Below are 16,964 nucleotides of genomic sequence, written 5' to 3'. Positions count from 1 at the left end.
CACCGTTGGACGACGCCGCGCTCAGCGCCACCGGCGACCAGGATCTGCTGGCCGCCCACGTCAAAGGCGACCCCGACGCCTTCGGTGAGCTCGTACGACGCCACCGGGACCGCCTGTGGGCCGTGGCCCTGCGCACACTGGGCGACCGCGAGGAGGCCGCGGACGCGGTCCAGGACGCTCTGGTGTCCGCCTACCGTGCCGCACACACCTTCCGTGGCCAGTCGGCCGTCACCACCTGGCTGCACCGCATCACCGTCAACGCCTGCCTCGACAGGGCGCGCAAGGCCGCGTCCCGCAGGACCGCACCCGTAGACGACGCGGAGCGCCTGGACCAGCTTCTGGAGCCCCACGAGTCCGCCGAGGCCCCCGCGGAGCGCCAGGACCTCCATCGGGAGCTGATCGCGGCCCTGTCGACCCTGCCCCCCGAGCAGCGGGCCGCACTGGTGCTCGTGGACATGCAGGGTTACCCGGTTGCCGAAGCCGCCCGTGTCCTCGACGTGCCGACCGGTACGGTGAAAAGCCGCTGTGCGCGGGGCCGGGCCCGACTGCTGCCGCTCCTCACCCATCTGCGCACGGATGCGGGGGGTAGCGAGGACCTCGGCGGGGGAAGGAACCGGACGCCCGGGGCATCCGTCCCACCGGCATCAGGACCGAAGGATGCAGGACCAACGGATGCGGGACCAAGTGATCCCGCTGCTGTGAAGGGCGGAGGTGGGCGCGCATGACATCGACGGCCGGCACGGCTCAGCACCCGGACGTCTCGGAGATCTCCGACCTGGCCGAGGGCCTGCTTCCGCCCGCCCGCACGGCGGACGTGCGCCGCCACATCGACGCGTGCCCCCTGTGCACCGACGTACAGAGCTCCCTCGACGAGATCCGCGGGCTGCTCGGCACCCTGCCGGGACCGCACCGGATGCCCGCCGACATCGCGGGCCGCATCGACGCGGCCTTGGCCGCTGAGGCCCTTCTGGACTCCACGACGCCCGAAGAAGCCGTCCACGTTTCACGTGAAACAACGCCCGTTCCGCACCGCGCCGAACCCACCGCCGCGGCCCGGCCGGCCGGACACCCCCGGGCAGCCACCGGACCGGGACGCGGCGGCAAGGAGAAGCGACGGCGCCGCGGCGCCGTCATCGGGGCCGTGTTCGGTACGGCCGCCCTGGGCCTCGGGGTACTCCTGATGCAGTCCTTCGAGTCACCGGACAACAAGGAAGCTTCCGCCGACAGGGGCATCAGCGCCGCGAAGAAGGCAGGCCCCACGTTCTCCGCCACCGCCCTGGAGGAGCGGGTGCGGGGCCTCGTCACCGAGCAGCCGATGACCCGGGAAGACACGACGGAGAACGCCCCGTCCATGGGCATCGAGTCCCACACACCACTGCGGGGAACCGATGTGCCGGTACCCCCCTGCGTCCAGGAAGGCACCGGACGCGCCACCGTGCCGCTCGCCGCGGAAGAGGGCACGTACGACGGCAAGAGGGCCTTCCTGCTCGTCCTCCCGCACGCCACCGATGTCACCCGCGTGCAGGCGTACGTCGTCGACGCCGCGTGTGACGGGGCCACTGCGCCCACCAAGGGTGAGATTCTGCTGACACGGGCCTACCCCCGCCGTTGACCTGAAGCCCGAATGGGGCCGGACACCTCGGGAATGCATGCCCCGTAGGATCCGTTGGGTGGGGTGAGAGTCGTAGACAGGCCCCCAATAGGCAGCACGCAGTCCGCAGAGACGAGGAAACAACCCGTGAGCGACGTCCGAAACGTGATCATCATCGGCTCCGGGCCCGCCGGCTACACCGCCGCGCTGTACACCGCGCGCGCGTCGCTGAAGCCGCTGGTGTTCGAGGGCGCGGTGACCGCAGGCGGTGCTCTGATGAACACCACCGACGTGGAGAACTTCCCGGGATTCCGCGACGGCATCATGGGCCCCGACCTGATGGACAACATGCGCGCCCAGGCCGAGCGCTTCGGCGCCGAGCTCGTTCCGGACGACATCGTGTCCGTCGACCTCGCCGGTGACATCAAGACGGTCACCGACACCTCCGGCACGGTCCACCGCGCCAAGGCGGTCATCGTCTCGACGGGCTCTCAGCACCGCAAGCTGGGCCTGCCCAAGGAGGACGCGCTCTCCGGGCGTGGCGTCTCCTGGTGTGCCACGTGCGACGGATTCTTCTTCAAGGACCAGGACATCGCCGTGGTCGGCGGCGGCGACACCGCGATGGAGGAGGCCACCTTCCTCTCCCGGTTCGCCAAGTCCGTCACGATCGTCCACCGCCGCGACACCCTGCGCGCTTCCAAGGCCATGCAGGAGCGCGCCTTCGCCGACCCGAAGATCAAGTTCGCCTGGAACAGCTCGGTCGCCGAGCTGGAGGGCGACCAGAAGCTCTCGGGCGTGACGCTGCGCGACACCAAGAGCGGCGAGGTCACCCCGCTGGCCGTCACCGGACTGTTCATCGCCGTGGGCCACGACCCGCGTACGGAACTGTTCAAGGGCCAGCTGGAACTGGACGACGAGGGCTACGTGAAGGTCGACGCCCCGTCGACCCGTACGAACCTCAAGGGTGTCTTCGCTGCCGGTGACGTGGTCGACCACACCTACCGTCAGGCCATCACGGCGGCCGGTACCGGCTGCTCGGCCGCGCTCGACGCCGAGCGCTTCCTGGCCGCCCTGGCCGACACCGACAAGGTGGCCGAGCCCGAGAAGACCGCCGCGGCCTGACACCCCTCCCCACCCCGCTCCACCCCACACCCCACCCGAAGTTAAGGAGGCTGCCGTGGCCGGCACCTTGAAGAACGTGACCGACGCATCCTTTGAGCAGGACGTCCTCAAGAACGACAAGCCCGTGCTGGTGGACTTCTGGGCTGCCTGGTGCGGCCCGTGCCGCCAGATCGCCCCGTCCCTCGAGGCGATCGCGGCAGAGCACGGCGACGAGATCGAGATCGTCAAGCTCAACATCGACGAGAACCCGGCCACCGCAGCCAAGTACGGCGTCATGTCCATCCCGACGCTGAACGTCTACCAGAACGGCGAGGTCGCCAAGACCATCGTCGGCGCCAAGCCGAAGGCCGCGCTGCTGCGCGACCTGGGCGACTTCATCGGCGAAGAGGCCACCAAGGCCTGACCGCCGCCTCTGTTGCACGTGAAACGACTGTGGGCTCATTCCTGACGGGGATGAGCCCACAGTCGTTTCCCGCACTCACAAAGGCCGGAGCACCGGCTCCTTCTGCACCGCTCCCAGCAGCCTGTCCAGAGCGAGCTCCACGTCTTCCTTCCAGGAAAGCGTCGTGCGCAGCTCCAGCCTCAGCCGGGGATGCAGCGGATGCGGGCGTACGGTCTTGAAGCCCACCGACAGCAGGTGCTCCGCCGGCAGCAGGCAGGCGGGCTCGGTCCAGCGGGCGTTACCGAACGCCTCGATGGCCTTGAACCCCCGCCGCAGCAGGTCCTTGGCGACGGTCTGCACCATCACGCGTCCCAGCCCCTGCCCCTGATAGCTGGGCATGATCCAGGCGGTCATCAACTGCACAGCGTCCGGCGACACCGGACTGGTCGGGAAAGCCGTCGAGCGCGGCACATAGGCCGGCGGCGCGTAGAGCACGAACCCCACCGGAACCTCGTCGACGTAGACCACCCGCCCGCACGACCCCCACTCCAGCAGGACGGCCGAGATCCACGCTTCCTTCTCCAGCTCCGGAGTGCCCGCCTTTACCGCTGCTTCTCCACTGACGGGATCAAGCTCCCAAAAGACGCAGGACCGGCAGCGCTTGGGGAGGTCCGGAAGATTGTCCAGCGTGAGCGGTACGAGCCGACGTCCCATGAAGGATGTTCCTCGCTTCCTTCCCCTGCCGCGTCACGGGCGGCCGCAAGCGCGCCCCGTTCCCGGAGCAGACTGCCGACGAACCCGCCGACCGCTCCGACACTCAGCCCGGCTGTGACCAGTTGGCTGCGACTCACCGATCGCATGGCCCCCGCCCTTCCTCTCAAAGTGAACCAAGGTGGATGCGCCATACCAGAACGCATCGTATCCACCGCGCGATCGGACGCATACCGAGAGAAAGCAAAGGGCGGGTCGTAATCCGGATTGCTCCGGACACGACCCGCCCTGCAACGACTCTGCGGAGATCAGCTCTCGCCGTCCTCGGCATCACCCTCCTCGGTGAGCCCCTTCTCCAGGACCCGCCCCTCACCGGGGGCGAGCGTCCCGAGGATCCGCTCCAGATCATCCATCGACGCGAACTCGACGACGATCTTTCCCTTCTTCTGCCCCAGGTCGACCTTCACCCGGGTCTCGAACCGGTCGGAGAGCCGGGAGGCAAGGCTGGACAACGCGGGCGACACCCGGGCACCCGCACGCGGGCCCTTCGCCTTCGGAGTGCTCTGCGGTCGAGAGCCCATCAGTGTCACGATCTCCTCGACCGCACGCACCGACAGCCCCTCGGCCACAATGCGATGCGCCAGGCTGTCCTGCTCCTCCGAGTCCTCCACGCCCAGCAGCGCACGCGCGTGCCCGGCGGACAGCACGCCCGCCGCGACCCTGCGCTGCACCGACGGCGACAGGCGCAGCAGACGCAGCGTGTTGGAGACCTGTGGGCGCGAGCGTCCGATCCGGTCCGCCAGCTGGTCATGCGTGCAGTTGAAATCCTTCAGCAACTGGTCGTAGGCCGCCGCCTCTTCCAGCGGGTTCAGCTGCGCCCGGTGCAGGTTCTCCAGCAGGGCATCCAGGAGGAGCTTCTCGTCCTCGGTGGCCCGCACGATCGCGGGGATCCGCTCCAGGCCGGCCTCCCGGCAGGCACGCCACCGGCGCTCGCCCATGATGAGCTCATAGCGCTCGGGGCTCAGCTGCCGGACGACGACGGGCTGCAGCAGCCCCACCTCCTTGATGGAGGTGACCAGCTCCGCGAGCGCGTCCTCGTCGAACACTTCACGCGGCTGTCGCGAATTCGGCTTGATGGAGTCCAGCGGAATCTCGGCGAAATGAACCCCGGCCACCTCTGCGGGCCCTGCCGTTCCCGGCTGCGACGCCTGCGCGGCAGCGTCCGTTTCACGTGAAACGGCGCTCGAGGGAAGCGACGTCACCTTCGCGGCCGCCACCCCCCGTTCCGCGGTCAGCACCGGCACGGCCCCGGGGGACGCCGAGGCTGCTCCCACGGGCGGAGTCGGCTTCTCCTGCGAAGCGGCAGGAATCAGCGCACCGAGCCCGCGCCCCAACCCTCTACGTCGCTCACTCACTGGATCCCCTCCGACATGTTCTGCTGGCTGTTCTGGTTGCCCACGTGGGCATGCTGCGGGTCGTAGTGCACCCCGACACCCCGCAGCGCGATCTCACGGGCCGCTTCCAGGTACGAAAGCGATCCACTGGACCCGGGGTCATAGGTGAGCACGGTCTGCCCGTAGCTCGGCGCTTCCGAGATACGCACGGACCGCGGGATGCTGGTCCGGAGCACCTCCTTGCCGAAGTGAGTACGCACCTCGTCGGCCACCTGGGAGGCGAGCCGGGTCCTGCCGTCGTACATGGTCAGAAGGATCGTCGACACATGCAGGTCGGGGTTGAGGTGCCCGCGCACCAGATCGACGTTCCGCAGGAGCTGCCCCAACCCTTCGAGCGCGTAGTACTCGCACTGAATGGGGATCAGCACCTCCGCGCCGGCCACCATCGCGTTGACGGTGAGCAGACCCAGCGAAGGCGGACAGTCGATGAGGATGTAGTCCAGCGGCTGCTCGTACGCCTGGATCGCCCGCTGCAAGCGGCTCTCCCGCGCCACCAGCGACACCAGCTCGATCTCCGCACCGGCAAGATCGATGGTGGCCGGGGCGCAGAAGAGACCTTCGACGTCAGGGACCGGCTGGACCACTTCGGAGAGCGGCCTGCTGTCCACCAGGACGTCATAGATCGAGGGAACCTCGGCGTGGTGGTCGATCCCCAGCGCCGTAGAAGCGTTGCCCTGCGGGTCGAGGTCGACCACCAGCACACGCGCGCCGTGCAGGGCGAGCGAAGCTGCAAGGTTGACCGTCGTCGTGGTCTTCCCGACGCCACCCTTCTGGTTGGCCACCACCATGACACGCGTCTGCTCAGGACGGGGCAGGCCCTCGCCGGCACGGCCGAGAGCTTCTACCGCCAGCTGGGCGGCACGACCAATGGGGGTGTCGTCCATCGGGGGCGGTGTTTCACGTGAAACATCCTCCCCCACCGATTCGGATCGGGGACCGGGGACCGGGTCGGTCATCGGTCCCGCGATGTTGGCGTCGGACCGCAAGGATTCACTCTCCTCGACTTCAGGCTCGCAATGCACAGAGCCTGCCATGCTTTCGGGGTCATGAACCAGCGAGGCCCGTTCTTCTGTGGAGGAATCCACCGATGTGGACAACTCCGTCCCTCTTACGGGCTTGCGGTCGCGCGGTGCGGCAGCCGCGCGACCGCGGCTGATGATTCCATGCAGCAGAGAGCGACGTTTCACGTGAAACACGATGCACCGGCGGTGCACCTACGCCTTCACGACACTCCGCAACGCGTACGTATGGCAGCTTGTATGGAGCATCGCTGATAAACAGGGCAGATCAACGCCGCCGACGCGTGCGCGACGGCCGTGCGGCCTTGGCCCGCTTGGCGGCGAACCGTACGCCGCCAGGGCTCTCACCGACCTCCACACGCACCACCGTGGACAGCGGGTTCACCACACCCTCGCCCACCTGAAGCACTTCGGTCTTCACCACACCGAGCTTGCTCAGCGCCGAACGCGTGCTCTTGAGCTCCTCCTCGGCAGTGTCCCCCTTGAGGGCGAGCATCTCGCCGTACGGGCGCAGCAGAGGCACGCCCCAGCCCGCCAGCCGATCCAGCGGGGCCACGGCCCGCGCCGTGACCACATGCACCGGCGGCAGCTTTCCGAGCACTTCCTCCGCGCGGCCGCGCACCACCGTCACGTGATCCAGCCCCAGCAGCTCGACGACCTCCTGGAGGAAGTTCGTACGTCGCAACAGCGGCTCCAGCAGCGTGATCTTCAGATCCGGGCGCACCAGCGCCAACGGAATGCCGGGGAGCCCGGCCCCCGAACCCACGTCGCAGACCGTGACACCTTCCGGGACCACCTCGGAGAGCACGGCGCAATTCAGCAAGTGCCGCTCCCACAGCCTCGGCACCTCACGAGGACCGATCAGTCCTCGCTCGACACCGGCGTCCGCGAGCAGCTCCGCGTACCGGACGGCCGCTGGAAAGAACTCACCGAAAACCGTCCGTGCCTCTTCAGGCGCCTGGGGAAGCTCTGCTTCCTCCGTCACGGGGACCGTCCTTCCGTACCGCGCTACCGAACTGATGGGTGACTAACAGGCTGACAAAGATCGGCCCCGCCTGCGAACAGACGGGGCCGACAGACAACGGGGCCGGTCAGGCCGGGAGGACGACGACGAAGCGCTCCGGCTCCTCGCCCTCGGACTCGCTGCGCAGACCAGCGGCCGCGATCGCGTCGTGCACGACCTTGCGCTCGAACGGCGTCATCGGGTCCAGCTTCACCGGCTCACCGGTGCTCTTCACCTCGCCCGCGGCCTTGGCGCCGAGCTCAGCGAGCTCCTCGCGCCGCTTGGCCCGGAAACCGGCGATGTCCAGCATCAGCCGGCTGCGGTCCCCGGTCTCCCGGTGCACGGCGAGACGCGTCAGCTCCTGGAGCGCCTCCAGCACCTCACCGTCACGGCCCACGAGCTTCTGCAGATCACGGCTGCCCGTGTCACTGATGATCGAGACCGCGGCCCGGTCGGCCTCGACATCCATGTCGATGTCGCCGTCGAGGTCGGTGATGTCGAGCAGACCCTCGAGGTAGTCGGCCGCGATCTCCCCTTCCTGCTCGAGGCGAGACAGGGTGTCGCTACCCTCAGCGGCCACGGCGGTGGTGCCTTCCGTCACGGGATGGACTCCTTATTACTTCTTGGACGGGTGCTTGGGCCGCTGCTGGCCCTTGCGCTGCCCGGACTTGGCTTGGCGTGCGGAACCGGAAGAAGGCTTGCCGGCCGTCTTGGGCTCGTCCTTCTCCAACGAAGGCTTCGCTGCCGCGGACTCGGCGGCGGCGGCCTGGCGCTGCGCCTTGGTCAGGCGCTTGGGCTGCTGGCGCTTCGGGCCGGAGTCCGGCGTCGTGCCGCTCTCGGACTCGACCTCGGGCTCACCCTTCGCCACCGTGCCGTCGGCCTGGACGGTCAGCCGCGCCAGACCGAGGCCCTTGACGAACTTGCGCTCGGCCTCGTTGCGCTCACGGCCCTTGGCGGCGATCTGCTTGATCACGTTGCGCTCGCGCCGGCTGCGGACCTTGCCGTGCTTGACGATCGACTTCTGCATCCGCTCCAGCAGCTGCGCCTGCGCCTTGCTGCCCGGAGTCGGGTTCCCGTGGATCACGTACATCTGCTGGCCCATGGTCCACACGTTGGTGGTCAGCCAGTAGACGAGGACACCGACGGGGAAGTTGATGCCCATGACGGCGAACATGACCGGGAAGATGTACATCAGCATCTTCTGCTGCTGCATGAACGGCGTCTTGACCGACAGGTCGACGTTCTTCGTCATCAGCTGGCGCTGCGTGTAGAACTGCGACGCCGACATCAGCACGATCATGACCGCGGTGACGATGCGCACATCAAGCAGCGAAGCGTCGAGAGCGGCGACCTTCTCCGTGCTGTCCATGAACTTCGCCGCGATCGGGGCGCCGAAGATGTGGGCCTCACGGGCGCTGTTGACCAGGTTCTGGTTGAGCACACCGATCTCGTCACCCGAGGAGATCTTGCTCAGCACGTGGTACAGGGCGAAGAAGAACGGCGACTGCGCCAGGATGGGAAGGCACGAGGACAGCGGGTTGGTACCCGTCTCCTTGTACAGCTTCATCATCTCTTCGGACTGACGCTGCTTGTCGTTCTTGTAGCGCTCCTGGATCTTCTTCATCTCAGGCTGGAGCGCCTGCATGCCGCGCGTCGACTTGATCTGCTTGACGAACAGCGGGATCAGACAGATCCGGATCAGCACCACCAGGGACACGATGGACAGACCCCAGGCCCAGCCCGTGTCAGGTCCGAAGACCGCCCCGTACAGCGTGTGGAACTGGACGATGATCCAGGAAACTGGGGTGGTGATAAAGCTGAACAGACTGGCAATCGTGTCCACTAATCAGGCTCCTTGAGCATTGGGCGAGGTCTCTGCGGCCGGGTTGATCTCAGCGGCGGAGTGCTGCCCGCCCTTGCTGCCGCGGTCACCGCTCCACGCGTTGCGCAGCGCTTCGTGCCATCGCGGACGTGTGCGCGGCGGGACATGGTCCACACCGCCCGGCGACCACGGATTGCACCGCAGGATGCGCCAGGCGGTCAGGGCCGTGCCCTTGACCGCACCGTGCCGGTCGATGGCCGTGAACCCGTAGTGGGAGCACGACGGGTAGTACCGGCAGACAGGCCCGAGCATCGGACTGATCGTCCACTGGTACAGCTTGATCAGAGCCAGCAGCGGGTACTTCATCGAGCGCCCCCTCCCAGCAGCCGCTCAAGCGCGGCATCCAGGTCTCGGGCCAGCTGTGCATGATCGGCATCGCCTGAACCGGGCAATGCCCGTACGACAACCAGGCTACCGGGGGGCAGCTCGGACAGACGGTCCCGGACCAGGTGGCGAAGCCTGCGCTTCACCAGGTTCCGTACGACAGCGTTGCCGACGGCTTTGCTGACGACGAAACCCGCACGCGGCTGGGGAACGCTCTCCCCAGGCGCGTGCGGGTCCGTTGCACCGCTACTTCGCAGGTGGACGACGAGGAGCGGGCGCCCGGCCCGGCGTCCTCGGCGTACCGCGGTCGCGAAGTCCTCGCGCCGCCTCAGCCGATTCTCGGTAGGCAGCACGTCATGACCTGTAGGTGATCAGGCGGAAAGGCGCGTGCGGCCCTTGGCACGGCGAGTCGCCAGGATGGCGCGACCGGCACGCGTCCGCATGCGAAGACGGAAACCGTGGGTCTTGGCACGACGACGGTTGTTCGGCTGGAAGGTGCGCTTGCTCACTCGGGGGCTCCAGAAGTGGGTGTGGTGGCGGGGCATCGCCTGGCTGTCACCGTGCGCCCACGAGGAAGCTCGCAACGCCCGTGTGCACCGCTTCACGATCACAGACCGTGATCTTTGCCCATCGGAGGCAGGCGGCAGCAGCCATCGACAACTCGACCTGGTCACGGTACGCGCGGCTACGCCATCCGGTCAAACCGACCCGTCACCAGGGTCGACTGTGCACAGGCTGTGGACAACAACTTGATGCACGCGACGACCCCCGACTACCGTGCATGAACTTGGATTCTTATCCGTTGTGTCCTTGCCTGTCCTTCCCATCCCGTCCCAAGAACCACACCTTCGTGGGACCTGTGAGAGAGCGTGCCCTGTGGCTGACGTACCTGCCGATCTTGCCGCAGTGTGGCCACGAGTGCTGGAGCATCTCCTCGGAGAGGGCCAGCAGGGCATCGAGCCCAAGGACAAACAGTGGATCGAGCGCTGCCAGCCGCTCGCACTGGTCGCCGACACGGCGCTGCTCGCCGTCCCCAACGAGTGGGGCAAGCGCGTCCTCGAGGGCCGGCTCGCGCCGCTCATCAGCGAGACGCTGAGCCGTGAGTGCGGCCGCCCGATCCGGATCGCGATCACGGTCGACGACTCGGCCGCGGAGCCCGCTCCCCAGCAGCAGCCCCAGCACGAGTCGTACGACACGTACGGGCACCGCCCCCCGGCCGACGACCTGCCGACCGCCAGGCCCGCGTACCCCGACTACCGCCGGCCCCGCCACGACCAGGGCTCCTGGCCCCGGTCGCAGGACGACCACGGCTGGCAGCAGCCCCGGCTCGGCGGATTCCAGGAACGCGACCCGTACGCCACACGCCCCCCGGAGCACGACTACCGGCAGCAGGCCCCCGAGCGTCAGCAGTACGACCAGCCGCACTACGACCAGCCCCCGCGCCACGAGCGCCCCGAGCGCCGCGAGCACCAGGACCAGCCGGCCCCGCACCGCGGCGGCCCCGGCTCCTCGATGCAGTCCGGCGGCGCTCCCGGTCCGCTGGCCGCGCAGGCCTCCACTCCGGGCCCCGGCGAGCCGCACGCCCGCCTCAACCCGAAGTACCTCTTCGACACCTTCGTCATCGGCTCGTCGAACCGCTTCGCGCACGCGGCCGCGGTCGCCGTGGCCGAGGCGCCGGCGAAGGCGTACAACCCGCTCTTCATCTACGGGGAGTCCGGGCTCGGCAAGACGCACCTGCTGCACGCGATCGGGCACTACGCGCGGAGCCTCTACCCCGGCACCCGTGTGCGGTACGTGAGTTCCGAGGAGTTCACGAACGAGTTCATCAACTCCATCCGCGACGGCAAGGGCGACGCCTTCCGCAAGCGCTACCGCGACGTGGACATCCTGCTCGTCGACGACATCCAGTTCCTGGCGAGCAAGGAGTCGACGCAGGAGGAGTTCTTCCACACCTTCAACACGCTCCACAACGCCAACAAGCAGATCGTGCTCTCCTCGGACCGGCCGCCCAAGCAGCTGGTGACCCTGGAGGACCGGTTGCGCAACCGGTTCGAGTGGGGCCTGACCACCGACGTGCAGCCGCCGGAGCTGGAGACGCGCATCGCGATCCTCCGCAAGAAGGCGGTGCAGGAGCAGCTGAACGCCCCGCCGGAGGTACTGGAGTTCATCGCGTCCCGGATCTCGCGCAACATCCGCGAGCTGGAGGGCGCGCTGATCCGGGTGACGGCGTTCGCGTCGCTCAACCGGCAGCCGGTGGACCTCGGCCTGACCGAGATCGTCCTGAAGGATCTGATTCCGGGGGGCGAGGACGCGTCTCCGGAGATCACGGCGAGCGCCATCATGGCGGCCACCGCGGACTACTTCGGGCTGACGGTGGAAGACCTCTGCGGGTCCTCCCGCAGCCGGGTGCTCGTCACGGCGCGGCAGATCGCGATGTACCTGTGCCGTGAGCTGACGGATCTGTCGCTGCCCAAGATCGGTGCGCAGTTCGGCGGCCGGGACCACACGACCGTGATGCACGCCGACCGCAAGATCCGCGCGCTGATGGCGGAGCGGCGCTCCATCTACAACCAGGTCACCGAGCTCACGAACCGCATCAAGAACGGCTGACGCGGCGCCCGAACGACTCCGCGCCGCGCTCGCACCACGCTGTGGGGGCGCCCAGGGACGAACTCCCCGGGCGCCCTTCGTCGTTCCGTGCCTTCGCGGTGTTCGAATACCTGCCTTCGGGACTCCGTTCTCCACAGAACAGGGCAGGATGTTCCGTCCACACCCTGGGGACTTCCGAGTTGTCCCGACTGGGTCCACAGGCGTGGTTCCTGAGACTAGATCACCCCAGGTCAGATGGTTGTGGATTTGTGGTCAACCTTCATCCACAGGCTGTGGACAGGAAAACTGTCCACAGGGTGCTCTCTCGGTTGTCCACCGGCGGCCCACAGGCTGGGCGGTCTTGTGCACAGCTAATCCACACCTCTGTCCACTGTTCGGCAACGAAACACGCGCCCTCACTGCCACGAGTGAAAGCGGTCACACCAAGGAGGACGGTTGGGCTGTGGGGAACGTGGGTAAAGCTGGGGACAGCGCTGGGGAGAAGTGACCCCCGCCTGTGCACCGCGTGTGTGTAACTTTCGGGCGTCCACAGAAACACCGAGTTGTCCACCGGCTCCGCCCACAGGCGCGGTGGACAAAAAAGTGGACTTGACCTGCGCAAACGGGGTTATCCACCGTTTCCACAGGCCCTACTACTACTCCCACTTAGAGTTAGCTCGGAATTCGCTTGGAAGAGGGGCCTGTGCACAACTCGGTCCCGGACCCGGCGACGCCTCTCGCCACGACTTGACCCCGAGCCGCACCGAGTGTCGGTGCCGTGCGTCAGACTGGTCCCCGGCAACACAGCCAGACGAACCCAGACGACGGCCAGCAGGGCGAGCCAGCAACAAGCAGGAGGCGGTTCCGGTGAAGATCCGGGTTGAGCGCGATGTACTCGCGGAGGCGGTGGCCTGGACGGCTCGCAGCCTTCCGGCCCGTCCGCCGGTGCCCGTCCTCGCGGGCCTTCTTCTGAAGGCGGAGGACGGCGCGCTGAGCCTCTCCGGCTTCGACTACGAGGTGTCGGCGCGGGTCTCGGTCGAGGCGGACGTGGAGGAGGACGGCACCGTCCTCGTCTCCGGCCGGCTTCTCGCCGACATCTGCCGCGCCCTTCCGAACCGTCCGGTGGAGATTTCCACAGACGGTGTACGGGCCACCGTGGTCTGCGGCTCCTCGCGGTTCACACTCCACACGCTTCCTGTGGAGGAGTACCCGGCGCTGCCGCAGATGCCGACCGCGACCGGCACGGTCCCGGGTGAGGTCTTCGCCTCCGCCGCCGCGCAGGTCGCCATCGCGGCGGGCCGCGACGACACGCTGCCGGTGCTGACGGGTGTCCGCATCGAGATCGAGGGCGACACCGTCACCCTGGCCTCCACCGACCGCTACCGCTTCGCGGTGCGCGAGTTCATGTGGAAGCCGGAGGACCCGGAGGCGTCGGCCGTGGCGCTGGTGCCCGCGAAGACGCTGCTGGACACCGCCAAGTCGCTGACCAGCGGTGACACGGTCACGCTGGCGCTGTCGAGCTCCGGTGCGGGCGAGGGTCTGATCGGTTTCGAGGGCGCGGGCCGGCGTACGACGACCCGTCTGCTCGAGGGCGACCTGCCGAAGTACCGGACGCTCTTCCCGACCGAGTTCAACTCGATCGCCGTCATCGAGACCGCGCCGTTCGTCGAGGCCGTCAAGCGTGTGGCGCTGGTGGCCGAGCGGAACACCCCGGTACGCCTCAGCTTCGAGCAGGGCGTGCTGATCCTGGAGGCGGGTTCCAGCGACGACGCACAGGCTGTGGAGCGGGTCGACGCGAACCTGGAGGGCGACGACATCTCGATCGCCTTCAACCCGACCTTCCTGCTCGACGGTCTGAGCGCGATCGACTCGCCGGTGGCCCAGCTGTCGTTCACGACGTCGACGAAGCCGGCGCTGCTGAGCGGCAGGCCCGCGGTGGATGCCGAGGCGGACGAGGCGTACAAGTACCTGATCATGCCGGTGCGGCTCTCGGGCTGATGCCTGTGCCGGCCGGGCGTAGGCTCGGTCGCGGGTACGAATCGCCACGACGCTTAAGGAATCTCTGATGGAGCTCGGTCTCGTCGGCCTCGGCAAAATGGGCGGCAACATGCGTGAGCGCATCCGCCGCGCAGGCCACACCGTCATCGGTTACGACCGCAACCCGGACGTCGCCGATGTCCACAGCCTCGAGGAGCTTGTGGCCAAGCTCAAGGGCCCGCGGGTGGTGTGGGTGATGGTTCCGGCCGGTGCCGCGACCCAGTCGACGATCGACGAGCTGGCCGAGCTGCTGGAGCCGGGCGACGTGGTCGTGGACGGCGGGAACTCGCGCTGGACGGACGACGAGAAGCACGCGGTGGAGCTGGGCCTCAAGGGCATCGGCTTCGTCGACTGCGGTGTCTCCGGTGGTGTCTGGGGCCTGGAGAACGGCTACGCGCTGATGTACGGCGGCGACGCGGAGAACGTCGCGAAGGTCCAGCCGGTCTTCGACGCGCTGAAGCCCGAGGGCGACTTCGGTTCGGTGCACGCGGGCAAGGTGGGCGCCGGTCACTTCGCGAAGATGGTTCACAACGGCATCGAGTACGCCATGATGCAGGCGTACGCCGAGGGCTGGGAGCTGCTGGAGAAGGTCGACTCCGTCACGGACGTGCGCGAGGTCTTCCGGTCGTGGCAGGAGGGTACGGTCATCCGTTCCTGGCTGCTGGACCTGGCCGTCAACGCGCTGGACGACGACGAGCACCTGGAGAACCTGCGGGGGTTCGCCGCCGACTCGGGTGAGGGCCGCTGGACGGTCGAGGCCGCGATCGACAACGCGGTGCCGCTGCCCGCGATCACGGCGTCGCTGTTCGCGCGATTCGCGTCGCGCCAGGACGACTCTCCGCAGATGAAGATGATCGCTGCCCTGCGCAACCAGTTCGGTGGTCACGCGGTCGAGTCGACGAAGAAGTAGTTCAGAGCTGGGAGAAGGTCGGCGCACGCCATGCACGTCACGCATCTGTCGCTGGCCGACTTCCGCTCGTACGCCCGGGTCGAGGTCCCTCTCGATCCGGGCGTTTCCGTATTTGTGGGACAGAACGGGCAGGGCAAGACGAATCTCGTCGAGGCGGTCGGCTATCTGGCGACGCTCGGCAGTCACCGGGTGGCCTCGGACGCTCCGCTGGTGCGCATGGGCGCGGAGCGGGCGGTGATCCGGGCCGCGGTGACGCAGGGCGAGCGGCAGCAGCTGGTGGAGCTGGAGCTGAATCCGGGCCGGGCGAACCGGGCGCGTGTCAACAGGTCGTCGCAGGTCAGGCCGCGTGATGTGCTGGGGATCGTACGGACGGTGCTGTTCGCGCCGGAGGATCTGGCCCTGGTGAAGGGTGATCCGGGTGAGCGGCGGCGGTTCCTCGACGAGCTCGTGACGGCGCGGTCGCCGCGGATGGCGGGGGTGCGGTCGGACTACGAGCGGGTGCTGAAGCAGCGGAACACGTTGCTGAAGTCGGCGGCGATGGCGCGGCGGCACGGTGGGCGGTCGATGGACATGTCGACGCTGGACGTGTGGGACCAGCATCTGGCGCAGGTCGGTGCGGAGCTGCTGGCGCAGCGGCTGGATCTGATCGCGACGCTGCGGCCGATGACGGACAAGGCGTACGAGCAGCTGGCGCCGGGCGGGGGTCCGGTGTCGTTGGAGTACCGGAGCTCGGCCGGTGAGGGCGTCGCCGGGGCGCAGTCGCGCGAGGAGTTGTACGGGCAGTTGCTGGCGGCGCTCGCGGATGCGCGCAAGCAGGAGATCGAGCGGGGGGTGACGTTGGCGGGTCCGCATCGGGACGATCTCGTGCTGAAGCTGGGGGAGCTGCCGGCGAAGGGTTACGCGAGTCATGGCGAGTCGTGGTCGTACGCGCTGTCGCTGCGGCTTGCTTCGTACGACCTGTTGCGCGCGGAGGGCAATGAGCCGGTGCTGGTGCTCGACGACGTGTTCGCGGAGCTGGACGCGCGGCGGCGGGAGCGGCTGGCGGAGCTGGTGGCGCCGGGTGAGCAGGTGCTGGTGACGGCTGCGGTGGACGACGACGTGCCGGGGGTGCTGTCGGGTGCGCGGTACGTGGTGTCCGGCGGCGAGGTGGCGCGGGTATGAGCGGGTTGAGTGGGATTGGCGGGGCTGGTGGGATGAGTGGGGAGTCGCCGCAGGAGCCGCTGAAGGTGCCGGTGCAGGGGGGTGCGCCTCAGGCGCCCTCGTCGACGGGGGTGGATCTGGCGCGGGTGGCGCTGCGTGCGGCGAAGGAGCAGGCGCGGGCGCGGGGTGCGGCGGCGCAGCAGCGGACGCAGGCGCGGCGCGGTGGTGGGCTGCGGTCGGGTTCGGGGGCGGACGGTCGTGATCCGCTGGCGTTGGGGGCGGCGCTGGACCGGTTGAAGACCGAGCGCGGCTGGGAGATGCCGATGGCGGTCGGCGGCGTGATGGGCCGGTGGCCGGAGATCGTCGGCGGGGATCTGGCGAAGCACTGTGTGCCGCAGCGTTACGACGAGGACGAGCGGGTCCTCACGGTGCAGTGCGATTCGACGGCGTGGGCGACGCAGTTGCGGTTGATGCAGCGGGAGCTGCTGAAGCGGCTGAACGCGGATCTGGGCCGGGACACGGTGCGGATGATCAAGATCTGGGGGCCGGGTGGTCCGCCGCGTCGTTTCGGTGCGCTGCGGGCGCCGGGGAGTACGGGTCCCGGGGATACCTACGGCTGAGTAACGGGCGGGCGCGTGAGGTGTCCCTCACGGTGATGGGTCCTTGACAGCTGGAAGCGCTGAATGCCCGTGTGAGCCTCTTGGAGCCCCTTCCCGGATATGGGGAGTCGGGCGGCGCTGGTTCAGGACGGCACATGGGGACTCAGGTACCGGCAAACCCCCATGAGTGTCTGCGCTACC

At 68.3% G+C, this 16,964-nt stretch carries 18 protein-coding genes; 9 read left to right on the top strand and 9 right to left on the bottom strand.

Annotation, left to right across the window (positions count from 1 at the left end; all coding sequences use genetic code 11):
- Positions 1–5 precede the first annotated feature (5 nt).
- From sigM to trxA, 4 genes are all read left to right on the top strand, one after another.
- Positions 6–725 carry an RNA polymerase sigma factor SigM gene (sigM, locus tag AC07FK_RS22540; RefSeq protein ID WP_479106716.1) on the top strand — a complete coding sequence of 240 codons (720 nt, stop codon included), beginning with the start codon at positions 6–8 and terminating at the stop codon, positions 723–725.
- Positions 722–1,612 carry an anti-sigma factor gene (locus AC07FK_RS22535; RefSeq protein ID WP_479106715.1) on the top strand — a complete coding sequence of 297 codons (891 nt, stop codon included), beginning with the start codon at positions 722–724 and terminating at the stop codon, positions 1,610–1,612. The genes sigM and AC07FK_RS22535 overlap by 4 nt, the downstream gene beginning before the upstream one ends.
- A 126-nt stretch (positions 1,613–1,738) precedes the next feature.
- A complete protein-coding gene (trxB, locus tag AC07FK_RS22530) occupies positions 1,739–2,713 on the top strand; it encodes a thioredoxin-disulfide reductase (protein ID WP_479106714.1) in 975 nt (324 codons plus the stop codon).
- A 55-nt stretch (positions 2,714–2,768) separates the two neighbouring features.
- Positions 2,769–3,116 carry a thioredoxin gene (gene trxA / locus AC07FK_RS22525; RefSeq protein ID WP_138895758.1) on the top strand — a complete coding sequence of 116 codons (348 nt, stop codon included), beginning with the start codon at positions 2,769–2,771 and terminating at the stop codon, positions 3,114–3,116.
- 75 nt (positions 3,117–3,191) lie between these two features.
- Here trxA and AC07FK_RS22520 read toward each other — a convergent pair whose 3' ends face one another.
- From AC07FK_RS22520 to rpmH, 9 genes are all read right to left on the bottom strand, one after another.
- Positions 3,192–3,809: a GNAT family N-acetyltransferase gene (locus tag AC07FK_RS22520; protein WP_093800051.1), complete on the bottom strand. Its 618-nt coding sequence runs from the start codon at positions 3,807–3,809 to the stop codon at positions 3,192–3,194.
- A gap of 305 nt (positions 3,810–4,114) precedes the next feature.
- A complete protein-coding gene (locus tag AC07FK_RS22515) occupies positions 4,115–5,221 on the bottom strand; it encodes a ParB/RepB/Spo0J family partition protein (RefSeq protein WP_479106713.1) in 1,107 nt (368 codons plus the stop codon).
- A complete protein-coding gene (locus tag AC07FK_RS22510) occupies positions 5,218–6,294 on the bottom strand; it encodes a ParA family protein (protein WP_479106794.1) in 1,077 nt (358 codons plus the stop codon). The genes AC07FK_RS22515 and AC07FK_RS22510 overlap by 4 nt, the downstream gene beginning before the upstream one ends.
- 253 nt (positions 6,295–6,547) lie before the next feature.
- Positions 6,548–7,264, bottom strand: coding sequence for a 16S rRNA (guanine(527)-N(7))-methyltransferase RsmG (gene rsmG, locus AC07FK_RS22505; RefSeq protein ID WP_479106712.1), 717 nt, complete (start codon positions 7,262–7,264; stop codon positions 6,548–6,550).
- 106 nt (positions 7,265–7,370) lie between these two features.
- Positions 7,371–7,883, bottom strand: a complete 513-nt coding sequence (locus tag AC07FK_RS22500) for a Jag family protein (protein ID WP_479106711.1) — start codon at positions 7,881–7,883, stop codon at positions 7,371–7,373.
- 15 nt (positions 7,884–7,898) lie between these two features.
- Complete coding sequence (gene yidC / locus AC07FK_RS22495; protein ID WP_479106710.1) at positions 7,899–9,125, bottom strand: membrane protein insertase YidC; 1,227 nt, start codon at positions 9,123–9,125, stop codon at positions 7,899–7,901.
- 3 nt (positions 9,126–9,128) lie between these two features.
- Positions 9,129–9,470: a membrane protein insertion efficiency factor YidD gene (gene yidD / locus AC07FK_RS22490; RefSeq protein WP_453401882.1), complete on the bottom strand. Its 342-nt coding sequence runs from the start codon at positions 9,468–9,470 to the stop codon at positions 9,129–9,131.
- Positions 9,467–9,841, bottom strand: a complete 375-nt coding sequence (rnpA, locus tag AC07FK_RS22485; protein ID WP_387940753.1) for a ribonuclease P protein component — start codon at positions 9,839–9,841, stop codon at positions 9,467–9,469. Before rnpA ends, yidD begins: the two co-directional genes overlap by 4 nt.
- 18 nt (positions 9,842–9,859) lie before the next feature.
- Positions 9,860–9,997, bottom strand: a complete 138-nt coding sequence (gene rpmH, locus AC07FK_RS22480; protein WP_019707372.1) for a 50S ribosomal protein L34 — start codon at positions 9,995–9,997, stop codon at positions 9,860–9,862.
- A 367-nt stretch (positions 9,998–10,364) separates the two neighbouring features.
- On the opposite strand from rpmH, the gene dnaA reads away from it, so the two are divergent.
- From dnaA to AC07FK_RS22455, 5 genes are all read left to right on the top strand, one after another.
- Positions 10,365–12,098 carry a chromosomal replication initiator protein DnaA gene (gene dnaA / locus AC07FK_RS22475; RefSeq protein ID WP_479106709.1) on the top strand — a complete coding sequence of 578 codons (1,734 nt, stop codon included), beginning with the start codon at positions 10,365–10,367 and terminating at the stop codon, positions 12,096–12,098.
- Positions 12,099–12,944: 846 nt separating this feature from the next.
- Positions 12,945–14,075 carry a DNA polymerase III subunit beta gene (gene dnaN, locus AC07FK_RS22470; protein WP_138903654.1) on the top strand — a complete coding sequence of 377 codons (1,131 nt, stop codon included), beginning with the start codon at positions 12,945–12,947 and terminating at the stop codon, positions 14,073–14,075.
- Positions 14,076–14,142: 67 nt separating this feature from the next.
- Complete coding sequence (gnd, locus tag AC07FK_RS22465) at positions 14,143–15,024, top strand: phosphogluconate dehydrogenase (NAD(+)-dependent, decarboxylating) (protein ID WP_479106708.1); 882 nt, start codon at positions 14,143–14,145, stop codon at positions 15,022–15,024.
- A gap of 30 nt (positions 15,025–15,054) precedes the next feature.
- Positions 15,055–16,185, top strand: a complete 1,131-nt coding sequence (gene recF, locus AC07FK_RS22460; RefSeq protein ID WP_479106707.1) for a DNA replication/repair protein RecF — start codon at positions 15,055–15,057, stop codon at positions 16,183–16,185.
- Between the two features lie 32 nt (positions 16,186–16,217).
- Positions 16,218–16,784, top strand: coding sequence for a DciA family protein (locus AC07FK_RS22455; protein ID WP_479106706.1), 567 nt, complete (start codon positions 16,218–16,220; stop codon positions 16,782–16,784).
- Positions 16,785–16,964 lie beyond the last annotated feature (180 nt).

It is taken from the genome of Streptomyces sp. NPDC046122 (assembly GCF_056429965.1).
Note: the sequence above shows the minus strand (reverse complement) of the source record. Positions and strands in the feature narration are given on the sequence as shown.

Coding starts and splice junctions, on each gene's coding strand:
- AC07FK_RS22535 (WP_479106715.1), top strand. CDS start 722: ATGACATCGACGGCCGGCACGGCTCAGCACCCGGACGTCTCGGAGATC.
- AC07FK_RS22520 (WP_093800051.1), bottom strand. CDS start 3,809: ATGGGACGTCGGCTCGTACCGCTCACGCTGGACAATCTTCCGGACCTC.
- AC07FK_RS22510 (WP_479106794.1), bottom strand. CDS start 6,294: ATGGCAGGCTCTGTGCATTGCGAGCCTGAAGTCGAGGAGAGTGAATCC.
- yidD (WP_453401882.1), bottom strand. CDS start 9,470: ATGAAGTACCCGCTGCTGGCTCTGATCAAGCTGTACCAGTGGACGATC.
- gnd (WP_479106708.1), top strand. CDS start 14,143: ATGGAGCTCGGTCTCGTCGGCCTCGGCAAAATGGGCGGCAACATGCGT.
- recF (WP_479106707.1), top strand. CDS start 15,055: ATGCACGTCACGCATCTGTCGCTGGCCGACTTCCGCTCGTACGCCCGG.
- AC07FK_RS22455 (WP_479106706.1), top strand. CDS start 16,218: ATGAGTGGGGAGTCGCCGCAGGAGCCGCTGAAGGTGCCGGTGCAGGGG.